The organism is Bradyrhizobium altum (assembly GCF_020889705.1).
GTDB lineage: Bacteria > Pseudomonadota > Alphaproteobacteria > Rhizobiales > Xanthobacteraceae > Bradyrhizobium > Bradyrhizobium altum.
The window spans coordinates 1-18,069 of sequence record NZ_JACMYP010000038.1; the positions used below are offsets into that span (position 1 = coordinate 1).

Annotated in this window: 15 protein-coding genes and 7 pseudogenes; 6 read left to right on the forward strand and 16 right to left on the reverse strand. The window is 58.1% G+C overall.

Features of this window, described 5'->3' with window-relative positions:
- The 10 genes and pseudogenes from H8B02_RS12965 to aepX form a co-directional block, all read right to left on the reverse strand.
- A pseudogene (locus tag H8B02_RS12965) lies at positions 1–516 on the reverse strand (hypothetical protein); the annotation flags it as partial.
- Positions 491–955, reverse strand: a complete 465-nt coding sequence (locus tag H8B02_RS12970; RefSeq protein WP_229166597.1) for a hypothetical protein — start codon at positions 953–955, stop codon at positions 491–493. The gene H8B02_RS12970 and the pseudogene H8B02_RS12965, both read right to left, overlap by 26 nt.
- Before the next feature lie 366 nt (positions 956–1,321).
- Entirely contained in the window at positions 1,322–1,702 is a 381-nt protein-coding gene (locus H8B02_RS12975; protein WP_229166635.1) for a hypothetical protein, read from the reverse strand.
- Positions 1,703–1,732: 30 nt separating this feature from the next.
- Positions 1,733–1,792 (reverse strand): annotated as a pseudogene (locus H8B02_RS48900) (phospholipase effector Tle1 domain-containing protein); the annotation flags it as partial.
- Between the two features lie 5 nt (positions 1,793–1,797).
- The gene (locus tag H8B02_RS12980) at positions 1,798–2,838 is read right to left on the reverse strand and encodes a phospholipase effector Tle1 domain-containing protein (protein ID WP_283842185.1); all 1,041 of its coding nucleotides are present in this window, start codon (positions 2,836–2,838) and stop codon (positions 1,798–1,800) included.
- A gap of 160 nt (positions 2,839–2,998) precedes the next feature.
- On the reverse strand, positions 2,999–3,757 hold the full coding sequence (locus H8B02_RS12985) for a hypothetical protein (RefSeq protein ID WP_229166598.1): 759 nt from the start codon (positions 3,755–3,757) through the stop codon (positions 2,999–3,001).
- Entirely contained in the window at positions 3,690–4,097 is a 408-nt protein-coding gene (locus tag H8B02_RS12990) for an STAS-like domain-containing protein (RefSeq protein ID WP_229166599.1), read from the reverse strand. The genes H8B02_RS12985 and H8B02_RS12990 overlap by 68 nt, the downstream gene beginning before the upstream one ends.
- A gap of 495 nt (positions 4,098–4,592) precedes the next feature.
- Positions 4,593–5,367: pseudogene (locus tag H8B02_RS12995) on the reverse strand (phosphocholine cytidylyltransferase family protein).
- A gap of 46 nt (positions 5,368–5,413) precedes the next feature.
- A complete protein-coding gene (locus H8B02_RS13000; RefSeq protein ID WP_229166600.1) occupies positions 5,414–6,505 on the reverse strand; it encodes an aminotransferase class I/II-fold pyridoxal phosphate-dependent enzyme in 1,092 nt (363 codons plus the stop codon).
- A 358-nt stretch (positions 6,506–6,863) separates the two neighbouring features.
- Positions 6,864–7,758: pseudogene (gene aepX, locus H8B02_RS13005) on the reverse strand (phosphoenolpyruvate mutase).
- A gap of 782 nt (positions 7,759–8,540) precedes the next feature.
- On the opposite strand from aepX, the gene H8B02_RS13010 reads away from it, so the two are divergent.
- Entirely contained in the window at positions 8,541–8,705 is a 165-nt protein-coding gene (locus H8B02_RS13010) for an LLM class flavin-dependent oxidoreductase (RefSeq protein ID WP_229166601.1), read from the forward strand.
- A gap of 816 nt (positions 8,706–9,521) precedes the next feature.
- Here the strand turns inward: H8B02_RS13010 and H8B02_RS13020 are convergent.
- Positions 9,522–9,803, reverse strand: a complete 282-nt coding sequence (locus H8B02_RS13020; protein ID WP_229166602.1) for a helix-turn-helix domain-containing protein — start codon at positions 9,801–9,803, stop codon at positions 9,522–9,524.
- A gap of 634 nt (positions 9,804–10,437) precedes the next feature.
- On the opposite strand from H8B02_RS13020, the gene H8B02_RS13025 reads away from it, so the two are divergent.
- The 3 genes from H8B02_RS13025 to H8B02_RS48910 all read left to right on the forward strand — a co-directional run bounded on the left by H8B02_RS13025 (position 10,438) and on the right by H8B02_RS48910 (position 11,656).
- A complete protein-coding gene (locus tag H8B02_RS13025) occupies positions 10,438–10,710 on the forward strand; it encodes a DNA -binding domain-containing protein (RefSeq protein WP_229166603.1) in 273 nt (90 codons plus the stop codon).
- Positions 10,711–10,875: 165 nt separating this feature from the next.
- The gene (locus H8B02_RS48905; RefSeq protein WP_376711653.1) at positions 10,876–11,070 is read left to right on the forward strand and encodes a transcriptional regulator domain-containing protein; all 195 of its coding nucleotides are present in this window, start codon (positions 10,876–10,878) and stop codon (positions 11,068–11,070) included.
- A gap of 169 nt (positions 11,071–11,239) precedes the next feature.
- On the forward strand, positions 11,240–11,656 hold the full coding sequence (locus H8B02_RS48910) for a DUF2285 domain-containing protein (protein ID WP_376711654.1): 417 nt from the start codon (positions 11,240–11,242) through the stop codon (positions 11,654–11,656).
- Positions 11,657–11,920: 264 nt separating this feature from the next.
- Here H8B02_RS48910 and H8B02_RS13035 read toward each other — a convergent pair whose 3' ends face one another.
- The 3 genes and pseudogenes from H8B02_RS13035 to H8B02_RS13045 form a co-directional block, all read right to left on the reverse strand.
- The gene (locus tag H8B02_RS13035; protein WP_229166604.1) at positions 11,921–12,856 is read right to left on the reverse strand and encodes a LysR family transcriptional regulator; all 936 of its coding nucleotides are present in this window, start codon (positions 12,854–12,856) and stop codon (positions 11,921–11,923) included.
- A gap of 141 nt (positions 12,857–12,997) precedes the next feature.
- On the reverse strand, positions 12,998–13,279 hold the full coding sequence (locus H8B02_RS13040; protein WP_229166605.1) for a helix-turn-helix domain-containing protein: 282 nt from the start codon (positions 13,277–13,279) through the stop codon (positions 12,998–13,000).
- Positions 13,280–13,349: 70 nt separating this feature from the next.
- A pseudogene (locus H8B02_RS13045) lies at positions 13,350–13,553 on the reverse strand (phosphoenolpyruvate phosphomutase); the annotation flags it as partial.
- Between the two features lie 1,008 nt (positions 13,554–14,561).
- Between H8B02_RS13045 and H8B02_RS48915 the strand changes: the two are divergent.
- Both H8B02_RS48915 and H8B02_RS13060 read left to right on the forward strand, forming a co-directional pair.
- Positions 14,562–14,718: pseudogene (locus H8B02_RS48915) on the forward strand (Mu transposase domain-containing protein); the annotation flags it as partial.
- 151 nt (positions 14,719–14,869) lie between these two features.
- Positions 14,870–15,377 (forward strand): annotated as a pseudogene (locus H8B02_RS13060) (ATP-binding protein); the annotation flags it as partial.
- A 676-nt stretch (positions 15,378–16,053) separates the two neighbouring features.
- On the opposite strand, the gene H8B02_RS13065 reads toward H8B02_RS13060, so the two are convergent.
- Together H8B02_RS13065 and H8B02_RS13070 are read right to left on the reverse strand one after the other, a co-directional pair.
- Positions 16,054–16,890: a Crp/Fnr family transcriptional regulator gene (locus H8B02_RS13065; RefSeq protein WP_229166608.1), complete on the reverse strand. Its 837-nt coding sequence runs from the start codon at positions 16,888–16,890 to the stop codon at positions 16,054–16,056.
- A gap of 490 nt (positions 16,891–17,380) precedes the next feature.
- Positions 17,381–17,857: an Lrp/AsnC family transcriptional regulator gene (locus H8B02_RS13070; RefSeq protein ID WP_229166609.1), complete on the reverse strand. Its 477-nt coding sequence runs from the start codon at positions 17,855–17,857 to the stop codon at positions 17,381–17,383.
- Positions 17,858–18,069 lie beyond the last annotated feature (212 nt).

Below are 18,069 nucleotides of genomic sequence, written 5' to 3' on the forward strand. Positions count from 1 at the left end.
CTTTGTCGAATCCGCTCCTTTGGCCGTCGCCGCCCCGATGCCAGAAATCCCAAGTAGCTGCAGAACCCTCGTCGACAAATCGGACAGGATGCCGATCCGAAGCAGCACGAAAGCGAGCATCCCAAAAACCAGGATCGTGAAGAAAAACACCTGGAAGGCCGATAGGCTGCCGCGATTGTCAGGGCCCGCTGTGATGCGGATGGGATTCCAAGCCTGTGCGCCGCGGAGAGATTGGCCGGATACACGCATGAAAGCTTTCGCTGCAATGAAATAGGCCAAAACCACGATCAGCAAGGCGATGACCACACTCGACGAAAGCGGGCTCACATAGACCGGTAGGTATGAAACATTGAAGGGCCTACGTGTGTTGTCGCATTGATAGATGAACAAATTGCGTTTGGTCCAGAATCCGGACGCACTCGCCGGGACGTCGACCGAAACGATCGTGTCGCCGGCGGACAGCAGACGCCGTGCGACCAGATCATCCGTATCACCGGCTCTGCGCGCGCGCACCATGTCGCCTGTCATCGCGGGGCGAGCTGTCGTCATCATTGATGAGCGCAAAATAGTGGGCGTCCGAGTCCAGCGAGCTGGTAAGCCCGAAATCGACCAGACTGCCTGCAGGGATAAGATTGCCGTTGTAAATGATCGCCGGACTGTTGGCTGTGTTGGCGAGCTTTCGGAAAGCCTCGCCGCCCGCGCAATCGGGGACCGGTTTGCGAGCTGCCCTCGCTGCGTCCTTTACGCTTGCGGGCTGCTGCGCGGCGCTCTTGGCGGCGGCAGGTTCGCTGCCCTTGATCGTTGTCGTTGTTGCCTGTTCGGGCGAGCCATCGGGGCCCACGGCTCTGGATGCACTAGATACAAGAAGACAAGCGATGAGCGTGATCACTCGGGTGAAGCCCAAACGAATCTGCCGCCGAACCGCCATGCGGGCAGCATTTGCGATCTCGACCAACGATCATCTCCAATGAAGAAAAGAAATGCAGCGATGAAACGACCTTAAATGGTATTGACATACGATTGCACGAGCAAGACGAACCGTGACGTGGGGAGTTATGCACAGAAATCCCGGCATGATGCGTATTGACCATGACCGCGCCGAACCTCTGCTGCGACGGGGAGGTAACGGGAGGCCCGCGCAAAAATCCCCGCAGGTAGACGCCCGCCCGGACTTGTCATGAAAGCATTCCCCAATTGCTCGATTGCTATTCGCAGCGTCCAAAATGAGATGACAGCTGCTGCTCATGGCCAATCGCAGTTGCCGGCAATTTGCATTCGTCAACCTGAAGTCCCATGAGGGCATGGTTAGCATGCGCACGGTCTATAGGCGGCCTACATGGTTGGCCTTCTGCCATTTGAGTTCGAGATCGTCAGCGACGTAGTTGGGCGGCTGCGCCGTGCTTTGATCGAAGTAGTGCCTGAAGTCTACGTGGGCTTTCATATTGTCCGGACGATACTCTCCCATCCGGTCATATAGCAGGACTGGTCCTGACGCGAAGCGCCTGTAGACGGACTTATGCATCGGTGAGTTGGATTGGCCTGTTTGGAGATCCACTGGGAGGTGACGCACGCCGGCCTTGAGCCATCCACCCGCCTGTTCGTTGTGCTGAGGACCAGCGGGATCAGGCGAAAGCCGCAGCACGCTTCCGTCATGCTTGAGCCCATTTGGAATCAGAGATGCGCCCGCGACCATCCAGTTCAAGGCTACATCCGACAGGCGAGCTTCGTTTTCCAGGTAGCCGCCGCCGATATCAGCGTGGACGCCGGGAAACCATACCTGCTCGAAGTACAGGTTGCCTAGGCTGTCGCGTTCGTCCTCTTATCCGCCGTCGGCGACCAAGGCACTCTTTTGAAATCCGCCCGGTTCTCGTCGATCGAAATTGCATGCTTGGCGAAGCCGACATTCCTGTTGAGCGTGGTATCATAGAATTTGTGTTTGGGGGGTGCAATATGCAACGTCAGCATCCGCTTCCAGAAACTATAGCCCGGCAGAGGCGGCGCAATCTTGAGATAGTTCATGATAAAGGCGATTACCGCCGCAGCGAATCCGACGTAACTCAGGATACGGGCGGCCAGCCCGGCCCAAGGGAAAACGGGTTCAAGCAGGCTGCCGCCCCAATGCAGACCGAATAAGAGCGCAATGCCGAAGACCACCAGCGCCGGCCCAAGATACTTGTGCCCGAGAGCCGCCACCGTATCGAATACGCCGATGAAGTAGGGAAATACGTTCGCCTGCTCGGTGCGTCCGACAGTTTGAGAACAGCCATGTTTCTTCCTGAATTCCGCAGCGATTGCGTCGCGGGTTTCAAGGAGGAATTGGCGGTAGCCCTTGGTATCCTTGCGGCTATAGGATGGGCAGAACTGATAGACGTTCTTAACCGCGTGCTCCGCGAGCTTGTGGATGCTTTTGGAATCGCGGCGTAACGGGGAGCCGTCGGACAGGTTGCGCGGGATGCCGCACGATGACATGACGCCCGCAACCGAGCGCACAGTATATGCGCCGCGACTGAACCCGATCAGATAGATGCGATCACCTTCTTCGTACAGGCTGATGATTGCCGCATAGCAGTCGACAATGTTCCGGGTGATGCCGAGCCCCGTCGCCATGCTGGCGAGATTGTACAGCCAGCGCATCCAGCCAATCTTGAAGTGACCACCATCGGATGCTGAGCCAAGTCCGGCATCGTAAAAAGCAACCTGTTCGGCTGGTTCTACCTTTGTGTCCGGGCCTACGCGGCACGCACGATAGAGCTTGTAGACGTTCGTCCGTGCTTCGTCGAATTTGATGCCGCCGGCTTGGCCTGTGCCGTCGGAGAAGATCACGATATTTTTTGGCATCGCACACCATTCCCCAAAAGTACCCAATAAACCACCCATATCATGGAGGCAGCCGACAAATGCATCATCCGGGCCTACGACGCGCTCAAATCCTGCGCGTACCAAGCGAAGCTTGCATGCAACGTTCGTGCGTTCGTGCGTTTGTCGGCGGAAGCCATCCTCACCGGATCGCCTGGTCGGCGCGGCACGCTTGCGCCAACTGGTGAAGGCCGAAAGATCGCCGCTGCGAAGAGGATAATCTGGATCGCGCCTTGTTTGGAGGGCCGTCTACCAAGCGTCGCTCAGGCCAGCGACGTGCCAGAGGATGGACGTCGACGACCGGAGACGTATTACGCGTGAGCTCAGGGATAGAGCTGATAAAAGAGCGAGTCGATGCGGCTTCTGATTTCGCTGGCGAACGCGGAAATTCCTCGGCCTTGGCATTATCGGCCTGCCGCTGCGGATCGTCGAACGGATCGTTAGTAGCCAGATTGCTAAGTCGCGCGATGTCATGGATGATGTCGACGGCTAGGGGACATTCGATAAATACGTGTTGGATATCTGTGATCCAACCCTGCTTCGTTCGCCGGCGAAGATCGGTTGCAGCAATGCCCAGCTCTTGCAGCTTGCCTTTCGCAGTCATGAGCTTCTCTAGCCAGCTCTCCTCCGGCGAAGCCATCCACGCTGCCACGCATGCTTCCTGGGCGGCAGTCAGCGCATCTTTCGTGAACTCCTTGAGGTCTGCAATCTCCTTCCTGCGGTCGCGCGCGACCGCAAACCTGTGAGCGACCCACAATCCCAAGACTGCGACCACGAGCCCAGGCACAGTAGGAGCGTAGATCGCAAAATCTGTCCAGGAGGGAGGACGTTGCTCAAGCTGAATGGTGAAGGTCTGGGGCTGGGAGCCGGGACCGACGTTGATCGTGACCGGCTGCACCATCAGTGCGCGTGCGCTGCCTCTTGGGCGCCTGAGCGAGCTCGATCGCTTCGTTCACGGTCGCAAGATAGCTCTGGTCTCGATCCGACTTGACCCGAACGCGGCGGCGGACGTCAACCTTGGTCATCCCCTCGGCGAAGACGAGGCCGCCGAATGCCTCGTCCAAGAAGGACGAGCCGATCCCGGTCGTGCCATCAAGATCGACCGTGACCACGTCATTCTCCTTCAGTGCGGCAATGAGCACCTTCCTGAAGTTCTCGCCGCTGAAAGGACCTTGCTTAATGAACCTCGGCCCGATATGGCGACTGAAATCCTGTGCCAGCGAGATTTTCCGTGCACTCATCCTGGATCTCCAACGCAGATCCTAAGTGTCTAATCCGCCACACTATCAGAGTTCCGCCGATCGAGGTGGGAAAATCTGAGATGGTTTGGTTCTGCTTCGAATAGGCGTAGACACCCCGATTTGAGAGCATACCCGCAATTCTCCGTCATCGCAGGTATCGATGAAGCGCTTCATATCCTGGAAGCCTCGCCCGCGGCCGGGTTGCGCCGTGAAGGTGCGGTGTAATTCGGTCGCTGCAGCAATCATGTTCCCGTCCGTCGGTGTCAAGGTCATCCCAGGCTCTTGCCCATTTTGGCCGCGTCTGGATCACGATTCACCGTGCTGGCGGCCACGATGCCATCAAGGTGATCTGAGAGGGTAGCCCAAAGAGCCACCGCCACCGATAGCTCAAGGTGCCCTGACAGAGCGAGGAATAAGCTGGCGGATGACAAAACAAGACCGCCCGCTGTGATGGCGTTCGCTGGATCGCAAAGATATCTTAGCATCGCCACCTCTCTAATGGCCGAGGACTTGCGCGCGCGAGAAAATGCGCTCTGCAATGCGCAGATCTTCGATGCTATCGATTTCGCACCACGTGAGATCATCGCATCGCGCGGCTGCAAGCTGTAAGCCGCGCCTCTCGACCAGAAAGCCAAGAAGCTCCTCGGTGTAGGCCTGCCTAGCTCCCGATCCGATGATCTCATCCAGAGCTGGTACGATCGTTGCCTTGAGGGTCTGGGCCGAAAACCGTAGCAGGTTCATAGTTTTGAAAAGCTATGGGCCGTCCGTGACAAGATTAGCCGCCGTTTGCTTCATGCGGAACCCTGTGATGAAGCCGTTATCCGACAAGAGAACTGCAGACCCTTCGATCGATTTGTCGAAGGGAGCTACTGCTGCCATATCGGTCGCCGGGCCGATCAGGCGGCGCAATGCATCTTGCTCGAAGAAAACGTCTCCCTCGAGGAGAAAGCAGTCTCCCGAAAGCAGTGCCTCACGCGCCGGCCATCGGGAATAGGCACTGCCGGTGCGATCGAAAACGGTCGACTCGACGTAGTTGATTTTCAAGCCCGCCGAAGCGGTCGCCACACGCATCCTGGATGGCGTCCTTGCGGTAGCCAACGACAATCGTCACCTCACCGATGCCGGCTGCCTCTAGGTTTCGCAGGGCGTTGTGCAGGATCGGTATGCCGTTGACCTCGACGAGTGGTTTTGGCCGCAGATTCGTCTGCGGCCGCAGGCGTGAGCCGAGGCCGGCTGCAAGGACGATAGCGCGGCGATGAAATTCGGTCATAATGCTAACTCTCTGCAATTTCCAAGCACGCCGAACCACCAAGAATTCAGTTCCACGTGTTCAGAGTTGCGGACAGACGCCGCAAGCCCTTGTCGAGCGAGCCAAGATCAACCCCGTAGGAGAGCCGGACCCCGGTTGGATCGCCAAAGATCGTGCCCGAAACTGTCGCGACACCAGCGTCCATCAGCAATACGTTAACGACGTCATCGGCGTTGGATTCGGGGCCAGGGCCCTTGGTGCGCCGCTGCCAGCCTTTAAGATCAAGACAGAAGTGAAATCCGCCTTGGGCTGTAGGTTGGGGGATCGACCTCAGCGTCGACAGGATCGAGAGCCCAAGCGTTCGCGCATCACTGATCTGACGTTTAAGTTTTTGTTGGAAGGCGTCATCACCGGAGTCCAAATGGTGGAGCAGTGCATGCTGGGAAATGACATTTGGATTGCAGGTCGTATCGCGTTGTAGCGCCTGCGCCGCGCTAATAACGGGTCTTGGGCCGGCGAGATAACCAATCCGCCAGCCAGTCAGGGCCAGGGATTTGGAGAACGAGTTAACGACTAGTGTGCGGTGGCGCGCCAAAGGAGCGACCGAGACGATCGAATGATGAGTGTGTGGAGCATGGACGTAAGCTCCATAGCATTCATCGAACACAATCCACAGATCCCGCTCAACTGCAAGCTGGCCAATTTCAGCAAGAGTTTCGCAGTCATAAATCGTGCCGGTCGGATTGTTCGGGGTGTTGACAACGATCGCTTTAGTCTTTGACGTAACTGCCGAAGCTAGATCCGAAAGCTTCGGCACGTAATTGTTGGCCCTTGTCTCGATGAAGATCGGGACCCCGCCAGCCAAAAGGACCTGCGCGGGGAAAGAAGTCCAATGTGGAACGGGGATGAGTACCTCATCTCCCGGATTCAGAAGCACCATAGCTGCGTTGAAGAGAGCATGCTTGGAGCCGCTCGTAACCGCGATTTCGTCCGTCGACCAAGGTTGACCGGTCTCGGTGGAAAGTTTGCGAGCGATCGCGTGTCGGAGCTCTATCGGGTCACCTATCTCGGTATTGCGGTTGATATTGCGATTAATCGCGATGATCGTGCCCTCGCGCACCATTGGCGCTAGATCACTCTGGATCTCCTCGGCGGTCAAATCGATGATTTGCTCGGCGCTCGCGGCAGCTGCTTTGAGCCGCGGTCCACGCGGCAGCGGTGTCTGGGTATTTGAACAAGGCTGTTCGCTCCGCCAGCATGTGCGCTCTCCGTCAATCCGGCATGTCACCATTGGCGCTGCGACGCGAAGCTTGTCCCCTACGTAAAAGGACGACCTGCTCATACTGAAGCTGACGGTTCATCATCCATTTGACGGTTTCGGTGGTTGGAAAGCCACTGAGGGGTGAGGGATTGCGACCAAAGGATGTCATCAACTTTGGCGAGTGGCGGAAGAGCGGCCGTGCCATCGTAAGTCCTCTGCGCCGGATGGTATGGCAGATGGTTTCATATCAACTGTCCTACGGAATCGCTGCCGTCTCTGAATGAAAGGAGTCGCATCGGCGCCCAGGCAGATATCGCGCTTCGGCTCGGGCCAGTTCGTCGTATCTTAGCAGCTCGAAGACCTCATCAAGCGTCGCAATACCAGGCTCAATGCTCGCAGTGTTCTCCTCGGCGATAATGCGATGACAGACTTGCCGCATTGCCGCTATTGCAGCTCGCATCGAGTGGTTAGCCCAGATCACCGTGGAGATGCGAGCTTTGCGATACAGAGGCCGATGTTCGATAGTATTTGGTAGGAACGATCACGACCGGCAACTTGTTCTGCCAGGCGCGTGCGAACGCAAGGATCTCATCTGCAGAACTCCTTCGCGAGTGAATGAGGATCGCGTCGGCTCCCGCATCCGCATAAGCGTGAGCGCGCATAACCGCTTCGTCCATGCCTTTACCGTCGATCAGTGTCTCGATCCGGGCCACAAGAACGAAGTCTTCGGCCAATGCATCCTTCACCGCGCACAGACGGCCGGAGAATTCGTTGACATCGGCGAGCGGATGCCGATCGCCAACAAACGAGTTCGTCTTGGGAAAGCAGCTGTCCTCCAGCGCGACACCGGCTGCGCGGCGTTGATGGAGTTTGCGCGCCAGCAAACGAGCATTGTTGAAATTCCCGAAGCCGCCATCACCATCGACGAGGACAGGCAGTTGAGTCGAGTCTACGATCCGGTCGATTACGTCCGCGAGTTGGCTCCGGAACGCATCGTTGGCGTCACGGTAACCGAGGGAGCACGCGATCGACAGACCGGATGCCCAGAGGCCTTTGAAACCTGCGCGCTCCGCTATCGCGGCGGAGAGACCGTCATGCGCTTCCATAAGAAAGGAGAGCTCGCTGCTGGAGCAGACCTCGGCCCGCAGCATGTCTGCAAGTGACGAACCAGCGGAATGATCAGGGCGATTGGCGAGGACAGATTGGGATTGATCTTCCATACCAATTCCTTGGGCGCTGGACCGGCGGAGGTTCGCGCAGTGAAGGTGACATGCGTCTGTCATCTGAATCAATTGCGAGGGTTGGTAGTTGACCGGGGGCCCTAAATTGTTGCGTCAAGCTGCGCAGGAGCTTGGCTGAGACCGATAGAAATTGGGTCGATTTTGCATGTTCCTGCCGTTGCATGCGCGCGCAATAATTCGGTTTGCGCGTCCTTGACCTCCGGACTGCGTTCGGCGGTCCGACCTTGTGGAGGGGAGAGCCGATCAGCAGGCACATCATGGCCGGGCTGTCGCCTTCTCATACTCAGTCCCACAGGATAGAGCGCTCGTCGACCGCAACGTTAATACTGACGTGTGAGCCAGAGTGCACCACGAGGTATAGCTAAGGCTGACTCGCTAGCACGCCATGAGCCAGCCGCTTTTTAGCCAATGGCTGCGGCGATGCCTGCCGCGATGGTCCTGCTGGTTACAAGTTCTTTGGGTACTGGAGCTCACATCGAATGATACGTAATGGTGAAATGGCGCTCGGACTATACGTCGTGCAGCTGGGATACATCGAAGGAGCTTGGCGCGATCGAGCGTGCCGGAGACTGGCGGTGTCGATATCGACCACTATGCGCACCTTGCGACACTTGCCGAAGGCGCGGCATTTCACTTCGGTTTTATTGCGGATAGCCCAAGAGTCGTCGAGCGTGACGATGCAAATATAGCGCGTGCGGGCCGATACATTTGAGCCAACCACGCTGCTGTCGGCTCTCTCAGCGAGAACAAAAGAAATTGGCTTCGTTGCGACAGCGACAACGACGTACCACCAGCCTTATCATCTCGCACGTATGTTCGCGTCCCTTGATCACTTCTCGCACGGGCGTGCGGCTTAGAACGTCGTGACCTCGGGAAATAAGTCCGAGGGGGCAAATTTTGGTGACCCGGAGATTCCAGAACATGACGCCGGTATGAGCGAGCGAGAGAGTTTGTCGGCGTCGTGAAAGGGCTTTGGGATACATGGGGAGACGACGCGTTCATTCGTGACAAGAAAAAGGGAATCTTCGTAGACACGTCAAAGTGGCATGTTCTCAATCACCATGGGACCTATTTCTCAGTGGGAGGGCCGCTGAGATCGCGCGGCCTCCCCAGGGATACCCGGTATTGGTGCAGGCCGGTTCATCCGACGCCGGGGTCAGGTTCGCTGCGGAATTTGCGGAAGTTGTGTTCACCGCTCAGCTATCGATCGAAAGCGGTAAGCACTACTACGCAAATCTAAGGGGAAGGCTCGCCAGCTTGGGCGTCCGGACGATCAGGTGCTGGTGATGCCGGGCATTGTCCCAATTGTTGGAAGAACCAAGCAGGAGGTCTCTGATAAGCTTGAAAAACTGCACCCTATACACATCCAGATGTCATGACGGAGACGGCAGATCGGTGGCGGGGCTTCGTCACCAACCTGCGTGCGATCAATTTTGCCTCTTTGGTGCCGGCCAGACGAATTTCATTCAGAGCCGCCAGAAGGTGCTCCTCGAGCATGGGTGAGGCCTTACTTGTCTTTCAGACAGGCCGCTCTGGGCGCTGTTTTAAGCGGAAGCTTGCTGGCGCGGCTGAAGCGGCAGATCGGAACCGCGGTGGGCGATTTGAAGATGGCACGTGAGCCACTCCGGCTCGCCTGCTCCCTCGTTAGCTACAAACATGGCTCTCTGGAATAGTTACTTCCTGGTCCGGCACGGGCGTGCCGGCTTGCGTCCTCTGGACATCGGTGTGGGAGGCGTCGCACCCTTGGCCGGCTCAGTGAACAATTCGGACAAGTGAACGCCCAACGTCGCGGCGATACGGTCCAGGAGATCAATGGTCGGGTTCTCTTTCTGCTGCTCAATGCGGCCCATGTACGAGCGGTCGATCCCGGCATCATAGGCCAATTGCTCTTGCGGAATGCCGCGATCTACACGGATCCGGCGCACATTCCAGGCCACAAGCGCACGAGCGTTCATGCGCCAAGGCAGCCATTCCGACGATTATGAAACCACTGGTTATAGCCAGACTATTGCGATAAGCTGGCACCCAAGTAGTTGGCTGTCTTCGCGCTATCGCTTCAACGAAGTAGCGTGAGACACAGATGTCGTGGAGTTTGTCGTCTTCGAATGTCGTCGACCCGTCACAAGCGAGCTCGCGGCGCTGCTGGCGGGAGAGCAAAATGGTGCCAGAGGTGCTGCAGCTTTTTCCGGGCGTCGCGACTAAATAGGACAACCGTTCAGCTGGATCTCGAAGAGTGAACGAATTCTCTCCACTTGGCTGCCTTCAGGCCGCGGCTTTTCACCAGCGCGCGCGGGCAGACGACGGGCCTCCATTCCGTTCCCGGCAGGGTGAAGAGCAACAACAGCCTAGCTGCGTGGCAAATCTGCGATCAGTCACCGGTATGAACTGCGAGTAGATCCAGCGCCGATGAAAGAGCAAATGCGCGGAATGGAGTTACCAGGTCATTGTGAGCCGATGTGCGCTCGCACCCACAGCGTTGGGCGAAAAAAGCTTGGCGCCGCGACGATTCGAGCGGTACCAAATGCCCCCAACTTGGTTATCGTTGCTGGGATTTCGATAGAGATTTCAGTTTGGTAGGAGTTTCAGGCAGTGCCGGCCGACCCGAAGATCGCAGAATTGGCGCCCAGCGCGCACGAGCTCACGTCATATGACAAGGAGCACGTTGTTACCTACATGCGGCTTCTCGATGCCGCGGCCGATAAGGCAGATTGGCGCGAAATCGCGCGTGTTGTGCTCGGGCTTGACCCGACCCTTGAACCGGATCGTGCGCGACGCACCTTCGAAAGTCATCTGGCTCGAGCGAAGTGGCTAGCGGGCCACGGCTATCGTGACCTGCTGCGTGGCGGTTGGCCAAAGGAATGAACATGGCGGATATCAGGATCGGCAGAATTCCTAGCAATCGCAAAACATGATCGTTGCATCGATTAAGTGCATGCAGGGCGGGTGCGCGGCACGCACGCAACCGTAAAGCGCCACAATCATCGGCTGCAGTTCGCCGCGCGTGAAGATCATGCGGGGAATGGTGCAATGCCGGATACTGACTGGAGATCTGAGGAAGCATACAGCGGCCTCAAGAAGGCAGAAGCTGCCGACCTGGCCTGGGAGTGGCTGCGCCGGGATCGCGATTACCAAGAGGCCTATAGGCGGTTATCTCGCCGCGAACGTTCAAAAGCAGCGGCGGGCCAGTTCCGACGGAAGTGGGGGCTCTCGTTTTCCAGCTGATCCGCAAAAAACGTTCGACAAGCAGGCAGTCTTCTGGGCACCCGAAGTGCTGTCGACCGTACTGGCTGTGCGGGCGGCCAACTGCGTGGCGCCCAAAAGCTACCAGCTCGATTTCGCCAATCTGCCAGGCGGCGAGCTTCGTCGCGCGCCGGATGGATGGCATGCTATCGTGCCGCTCGGGGGCACGAAGCATCGCCTTTGGCTGAGTAAGCTTCCGGCGAGCGGGTCTGCTGTCGTCCTCGATCTGCCGCTCGACGCGGATTTCGAGCTTCGCTTGCAGGCCGCACGTCGATTTTGGCTCGCGCTTGAGCATCGGCCGCTCGGAACGCCCCCTCTTGCTTTGCCGGCTTTGAAGCGGCGTCGGCTGATCCTCGCGCTGCGCGCACTGGATGGATGGCAGGAAGGAAATAGCTATCGCCAAATCGCGCAAGGCCTGTTTGGAAGTCATCGTATTGCCGAGCGGGGCTGGAAAACAGACGATTTGCGTAGCCGAACCATCCGACTTGTTAAGCTGGGGCGGCGCCTCATGCGTCTTCGCTGCCGCGCATTGCTCCACAAGGGCAGAGGCAGGGATGACCGTTCATGAGCTCTCGGGCGATCAATGGCATCGCCTCCGTACTGTGCGACCAATTCTTCTGCTGGCATGGCACGATCGGGATGGGATGAGGTCTTTGCGTTCGATCTCTCACTCCGTCCTTTGTCGTTGGGATTGCTGCAACAGAGACGTTATCTGGTCGGAAGAAGACGCCGGCCGCTTTGCTCGGATTGTCTCTCAGGTTGAGTGCTCTCGACTTGAACGGCGGGAAGTGCATCGACCTCGCGCAGACTGATGGAGGCCCGGGTAGGCATGTCAGGCAGCCCGCGCTAGCGCCGCCTTCTTGCAAAGGCGAGCGACCCACCGGCAAAAAGAACGAGCGATTTCGGGATGCGCGCTGCGATCCACCGCATAGGCCCGATACTGCATGCCACTTGGAGCGCGCGAGCCGGGTATGATTTGCAAAGCGCCCCCTCGCACTAGATCACTGACGATGATTTCCGGTGCGACAAGAAGGCATTTTCCTGTCATGACGGCCGGCAGAGCAAGATAGTTGTGATCGTACCGCGCGCCCGCTCTTATGTCGTTTGAGGACAGGTTCATGGCCCTCAGCCATGTCGGCAGGATGTCGGGACGAGATGTGATGTTCAGTATCGGCGTTGATCGAACGATCGAGAGCTCTCTGCCCGCGACCAGATTTGGCGGCCCCACGCATACCAGCTCCTCATTGTAGATCTCCCAGCTATCGGCAGGTTCGACGACGGAAAGGTCGCGTGTAATCAATATGTCGAAGTCATCCGAAGATGTTGGCGGCGACAGCGAGCTGACGACGTCCACGATAACGCCGCCCGCTTCAGCAAAGAACGCTTGCAGATTTGGAATCAGAATAGAGAAAGCAAAGGTCGATAGTGACGTGCGGACGACAATCCGATTGGTTCCCGCGCCCGCACGCCGGCGCATTCTCTTCGCCGTGAAGCCGACTGTCTCAAGCGGTTCGGAGACCGCGTTTGCAAATAGCCTCCCGAACTCGGTCAAATCACTGCGCCGCCCACGCCGCTCGATGAGGTCCGCACCGAGATACTCCCGTAGTACGGACAAATAACGGCTGACCGAGCTCTGCGTTGTCCCCAAGGTGCTGGCGGCGCGCGTGACGCTGCCTTCGCGTGCGACTATCACAAAAGCGCGGATGGCATTCAGCGGAACTTCATCGTCTTGAGCCGCCATCGTCTGCTCCGGCGCCAGAATGAACATCCATCACAATATTCGATGTCCACAGCGGAATTGCCGCGTATCAAGGGTCGGCTGCGCACAAAAGCCGCGTACCCTTCTACTTTACAGTTGGTCTGGCGCCGCAGCAGATTTGCGTCAAGCTCACCGTCTGCGGGGAGGGTGCTAGGTCCTCTTGCGACGTTGCGGTTTGGGCTTGCGACCCTTAGGTAGGGTGCCCGGGGCCGGCGCGCCTTTGGATGGCCGAACAAATAGCTCGGACACAGCAACACCCAGGGTCTCGGCGAGGCGATCGAGAAGATCAATTGTCGGGTTCGCCTGTTGGCGCTCAAGACCGCTCATATAGGAGCGATCAATCCCGGCGTCGTAAGCCAACTGCTCCTGCGGAATACCGCGCTCGACGCGGATCCGGCGCACATTGTAGGCCACAAGCGCACGAGCTTTCATGCGCGAAGGCAGCCATTTAGATGGTCATCAAACCACTGGCTATAACCTAACTAAAGAGCATCACCAAATTGGAGGTTTCGATCGATTTGTTCGAGGCCCAAAGACCTTTGAAACCTGCACGCTCGGCGATCGCAGCCGAGAGGCCGTCATGTGCCTCCATGAGGAAGGAGAGTTCGTTGCTGGAGCAGACCGCCCTGCGCAGGGTATCAGCCGGGGAGGAATCAACTTGCTGATCAAAGCCGCCGGCGAGGAGCGAATGTGAGGGCTGTCGCATGCAAACTCTCGTGGATCGAACGGCAAACGTGCTCGACAGCTGACATGTTTCTGTCATCTCGCTCAATTGCTAGAATCGGTAGGTGACACGGGCAGAACAACGGGGCATCTCGCCATGGAGGTCCGCAGTACCGACGGCGCTTTGAGGTCAGACGCCGTGCTCGCGTACGTATGCGCGTCGCAAGAGCGTTTGGAACGGTTGACTTAGGCCAAGCGTCCTATGAGACCAATATTCAGCTCACCTCTTCAATGATTTCTGCTTGCGACATTTGGCGCTATGGCGCTCATGGATTGGCGCGGAAATCCAGTTCAATTTCACGCGTTACGTCGATGACGCTCTCTGGATGGCCACCGTTCTCGAAGAGAGCATATTTCAGAGCTTGGGCGCGGTTGACAAACAAGCCGCCAAAAACGCCCCGTTGTTCGCGGGCAACCCAGTTACCCGCCCGATTCCTACCAACAAGAACGATCCGTGGGGCAGAGTCACGCGAGGGGACTCGAAGGGCGGAGTCATCATGTCCCCTCGTGAAACGAGAGCTTAGGCTCATGTGAAGAAGTCCATAGCGAAGGCATTCCAATTCGCATCGCGAACAGGTTGCGAAATTGTCAGGCGACTTACACCGCGGCCGAGAGCGAGGATGGAATGACATCAAAACTCATTTTCGCCGCGGTGCACATAAGCTGTGACGTTAGATGAGTGCCGAGCACCGAGATCGCATGGAAGGAATACGCCGATTGCAAACGGCGTTCTCCTACCAGTTCTGGCAATATGAGAGGGGCCGCGAGAGTGAATACAGAATGAGCGCAGCCACCAAGCGGCGAGCCCAGAGTTAGCCTGTCGCGGGCAAGCGTCACAACTGCCTAGATTTCCCGCAGAAATGGTTCGCGGCCCTTCGGCCTCGCGGGGGGCCAGCTTGGGAGCCATCTCCACGGTCTTGCTCTGCTCGGCGAGGGGGAGAGCATCATCCGCTTTCATTCTGCTCTACGCGAGCCGACGCAAGGAGGGGCAGGCATGGTCTGCGTGGGCGGCAACGTGTACAGCGTACCGGACACGGCGCGGCGGCGCGTTCTGGATGTCCAGGTGCTCGCCGACGCGATCCGTATCTTCGAAGACGGCACACTCGTTGCCAGCCACGCGCCACTTGAAGGGCGCGGCGAAAAACGGCTCGATCCTACCCGTCGGAAAATGCCTGCCCCAGCGCGCCGGCGACCGGGCGAAGCCAGTCCCCCGATCCTGCGGGCCGGCGCTCGCGTCGTCCGCCGCTCTCTCGACTTCTATGAAGCCGTCGGGCGGCGTCTTGCCCAGGGAGGTTCGCTATGAGCGTACCTGTCGCAGCCCTCAAACCGACCGGTGCCGCGCCGGCCGTCATCGATCGGGTCAAACGCAATCTTGTCGGCCTAAATGCCGCGCGCGCTCGAAATCCTCGACGTCACACTGCGCGGAATCGAACGCGGCGAGACAACCGCGGTCGAAGCGCTCGACATCCTGCTCGCCGAGGAGCTCACCCTGCGCGAGAACCGGCGCGTCAGAATGGCCTTGCAGATGGCGCGCCTGTCGGCAGTCAAGACCCTTGCCGGCTTCGACTTCTCGTTCCAACCCTCGCTCGATGGGAACCGCATCATGGCGCTCGCTGAGCTGCAGTTCATCGATCGCGCCGAGGCGGTGCATCTGATCGGACCGCTTGGTACGGGCGAGACGCATCTCAGCCTCGCGCTCGGTGTCGAGGCGGTCAAAGCCGGTCGTAGCGTCTACTTCGGCTCGCTCGCCGACATCGTCGCGACGCTCGCAAGGGCCGAGCGCGAAGGCGCGCTGCGCGAGAAGATCTGCCTATCCAACCTACGCCCATACCTCCGACCCTGCGTCGACGAGGACAGTCGCCGAAAAACGGAGATGTCGATCCCGCCCGCGGCCGATCCCCACACCCCGCAGACTGGTGAATTTTACTTCGGCGCTTCCGGGGAAAATTAGATCGGCATTTACACCTGTCTCAACTTGCCAAGTTCTCGTATCATCAGGGTGTGCAGGACTGTTTAGGCGAGTCTTGGACTTGCACACGCTGCTTCGCTGAGGCGGTTCTTATCGCCTGTGCGCTAACGTACGGTACGGCCAAATCGATGGCGACGTGCTCCGACGGGCAGTCAGCTTGAAGCTTTGGGCGCCTCCGACATCCTGACAGGGCCGCGGCCACCAGCTAGGCCAGTACTGGGCATTTCAACCGTCGTACCAAGCGTGAGCGAAGCATTCGACACTCCCTCCTCATCGCTTTCATCGGCAACCTTTGCCACCCAGCCGACAGACGCCAGTATTCGCGCCCAGCTCCAAAGGCCGCCGTCGCAAACCGCCGCAGCTAGGTGGCTATCGGAGGCTGCGAAATCAGTCGCTAGAGCAGCCGACAAGACTCGCCAATTCGAGTGGCATCAACGCCGGACCGAGCTACAAGATAATCCAAACAGCAGGACAGCAACATACCCGGTTAACGCAAAGCACCTTTCGCGAGTTGCTAGCTCGCCTGTTCTTCGCTGAGGGGGCGGACTGATGACGAGGCGTAGGCAGCTGAAACGAGCTTATAGCAACAGCATGCCTTTTCTTCGAGCAATTTGGGATCGTCGATCTGCAAGACCCCGCGCATCTTGCGAATCAGTCCTTGCTCTTCGAAGCGGATCAACGTTTCCGTGACACCTGCGCGGCGCAGCCCCAACACTGAGGAAAGGTAATCATGGGTGACTGGCAGCACGCGGGCGTCAACAGCTTCACTCGCAAGACACAGCCAGCTCGCAAGCCGTTGTTCACGATGGTGCCGAACTCCGCATAATCCTGTCTGGACGCATTGGAATGTCAGCGCTTGAACGTACTCAAACAGATGGTCGCGGACCTCTGGATGCGCCTTCATTATGCGACGCAAATCGTCGACCCGAATTCTGTGCGCGCTTCCGGGGAATACGACCACTGATTGATGCGTTGAAAAATGCCCGCCCCACAGAAACGAAGCGCCAACCACCCCCCGGTATCCTATGACTGCCGTTTCAAGCATGCTTCCCGCGGCAACAACTCTCAGCGAGACGAGGCCTGTTTCTATAAAGTAGACGTGCTCGACCGGCTTTTTTGGCTCTTGCAGAACCATGCGCTCTTTCAAGACGATCGGCTCAAGGCACTCCCCTATTGCCGCAAGGTGTGGCACAGAAAGACGCGCCAAGATTACATTTTTTACAAAGGGCCGCTTCGTAGGACGCGCCGTAACACAACGGTGAAGCACCGGCCGATTGCCGGGCAACTGCTTGGGGGCTCCTTCTGCGGAGCAGTCAAGCGCTTCGAAGACGGCGGGCACGCGATCGGTCATGGTCCCTCTCCTGGCAAGACGCTTTTGCTAGCCTGCGCGCTGACCGTAACGAGAACGTGATTACGACTGTAGCAACATCTTCATCTTGATTGATGCAACGAGCATCGCATCGACGCTCAAATCCAGCGTTGCGAGCCCCGTCTTCGATGAATTCAGCCGTCCGAGCGCAGATGTGTGTCACCGGCTCGGACTATCGGCGCCGCATACTTGATTTTCTGAGCCGCCCCTACCGTGAGGCGACCGCGGCCTACGAACGGTCCGGGGTGTGATCGGGGCCTATGTAGGTACCGAACGGTGAGGATCCGGTATGACCAAGGAAGCTCCAAGTATGCCTCGCATAGTCGAGCGATTGCTCGGCGAGTACCCCGCGCGCCAAGGGGTAGCTCCGATGAGCGGCTTTCTGCTTTTGGTCAAGATCATCAAGGGGCCATGCGAGAAGCAGCCAAGTCGATTCCTCGATCGGCGCGGCGAGACGCCAGCACCAATCGGATCAATCGTCAGAGGGAAGCTCAACTGGAACAGCAAAGCCTGCCTTGATGCGGTCCAATATGACCATTGTTTTGAAACCCTTGATGTCACGATTTTCGTAGAAGAAGCGCCGCGTGAACTCCTCGTACTCCTCCATGGTCCGCGCGGTGATGTACAGGACGAAGTCGGCATCGCCCGTGACGTAAAAGCCATGGACGACGTCGACTGACGATTTGATGGCCTTCTTGAACCTGTCGATGATATCGGCGCTTTCCCGCTCCAACGTCACCAGCGCTAGCACTTGAATGGGTCGTCCGACCGCCTTCGGCGATACAATCGACACGTCAGCCTGGATGATGCCTTCCGAGCGGAGCCTCTTCAAGCGTCGTTGGCACGCGGTAGGAGAGAGGCCGGCCATCTCGCCGATGACATCTGAAGTTAGACGGTTATTCTTTTGCACGATCTCGAGAATGCGGGCGTCTATCCGATCGTATTGCATGACCACCTCCAGCCTAAGACGAATTTCGCCGCGAGATGACCACTCAGCGCAGGAAATCCTCCAGGGTGAAAAATACGAGGAAATTTGCCGTAACAAAGCCCCACCTTGCGCCGGTCTTGTTGCGTCGCAACATCCGAGCAAGGGTGAGAGGCAACGGCCTTCGACTTCTGCGCCGCCTCAAAGAGGGGCGCGGCCGCGCCGGCTGTTCGGAT

Excerpts from the sequence above, each read along its gene's own strand:
- H8B02_RS12980 (WP_283842185.1), bottom strand. The coding sequence starts at position 2,838 with ATGCCAAAAAATATCGTGATCTTCTCCGACGGCACAGGCCAAGCCGGC.
- H8B02_RS12985 (WP_229166598.1), bottom strand. The coding sequence starts at position 3,757 with ATGGTGCAGCCGGTCACGATCAACGTCGGTCCCGGCTCCCAGCCCCAG.
- H8B02_RS12990 (WP_229166599.1), bottom strand. The coding sequence starts at position 4,097 with ATGAGTGCACGGAAAATCTCGCTGGCACAGGATTTCAGTCGCCATATC.
- H8B02_RS13020 (WP_229166602.1), bottom strand. The coding sequence starts at position 9,803 with ATGAACGCTCGTGCGCTTGTGGCCTGGAATGTGCGCCGGATCCGTGTA.
- H8B02_RS48905 (WP_376711653.1), top strand. The coding sequence starts at position 10,876 with ATGCCGGATACTGACTGGAGATCTGAGGAAGCATACAGCGGCCTCAAG.
- H8B02_RS13035 (WP_229166604.1), bottom strand. The coding sequence starts at position 12,856 with ATGTTCATTCTGGCGCCGGAGCAGACGATGGCGGCTCAAGACGATGAA.
- H8B02_RS13040 (WP_229166605.1), bottom strand. The coding sequence starts at position 13,279 with ATGAAAGCTCGTGCGCTTGTGGCCTACAATGTGCGCCGGATCCGCGTC.
- H8B02_RS13065 (WP_229166608.1), bottom strand. The coding sequence starts at position 16,890 with ATGACCGATCGCGTGCCCGCCGTCTTCGAAGCGCTTGACTGCTCCGCA.
- H8B02_RS13070 (WP_229166609.1), bottom strand. The coding sequence starts at position 17,857 with ATGCAATACGATCGGATAGACGCCCGCATTCTCGAGATCGTGCAAAAG.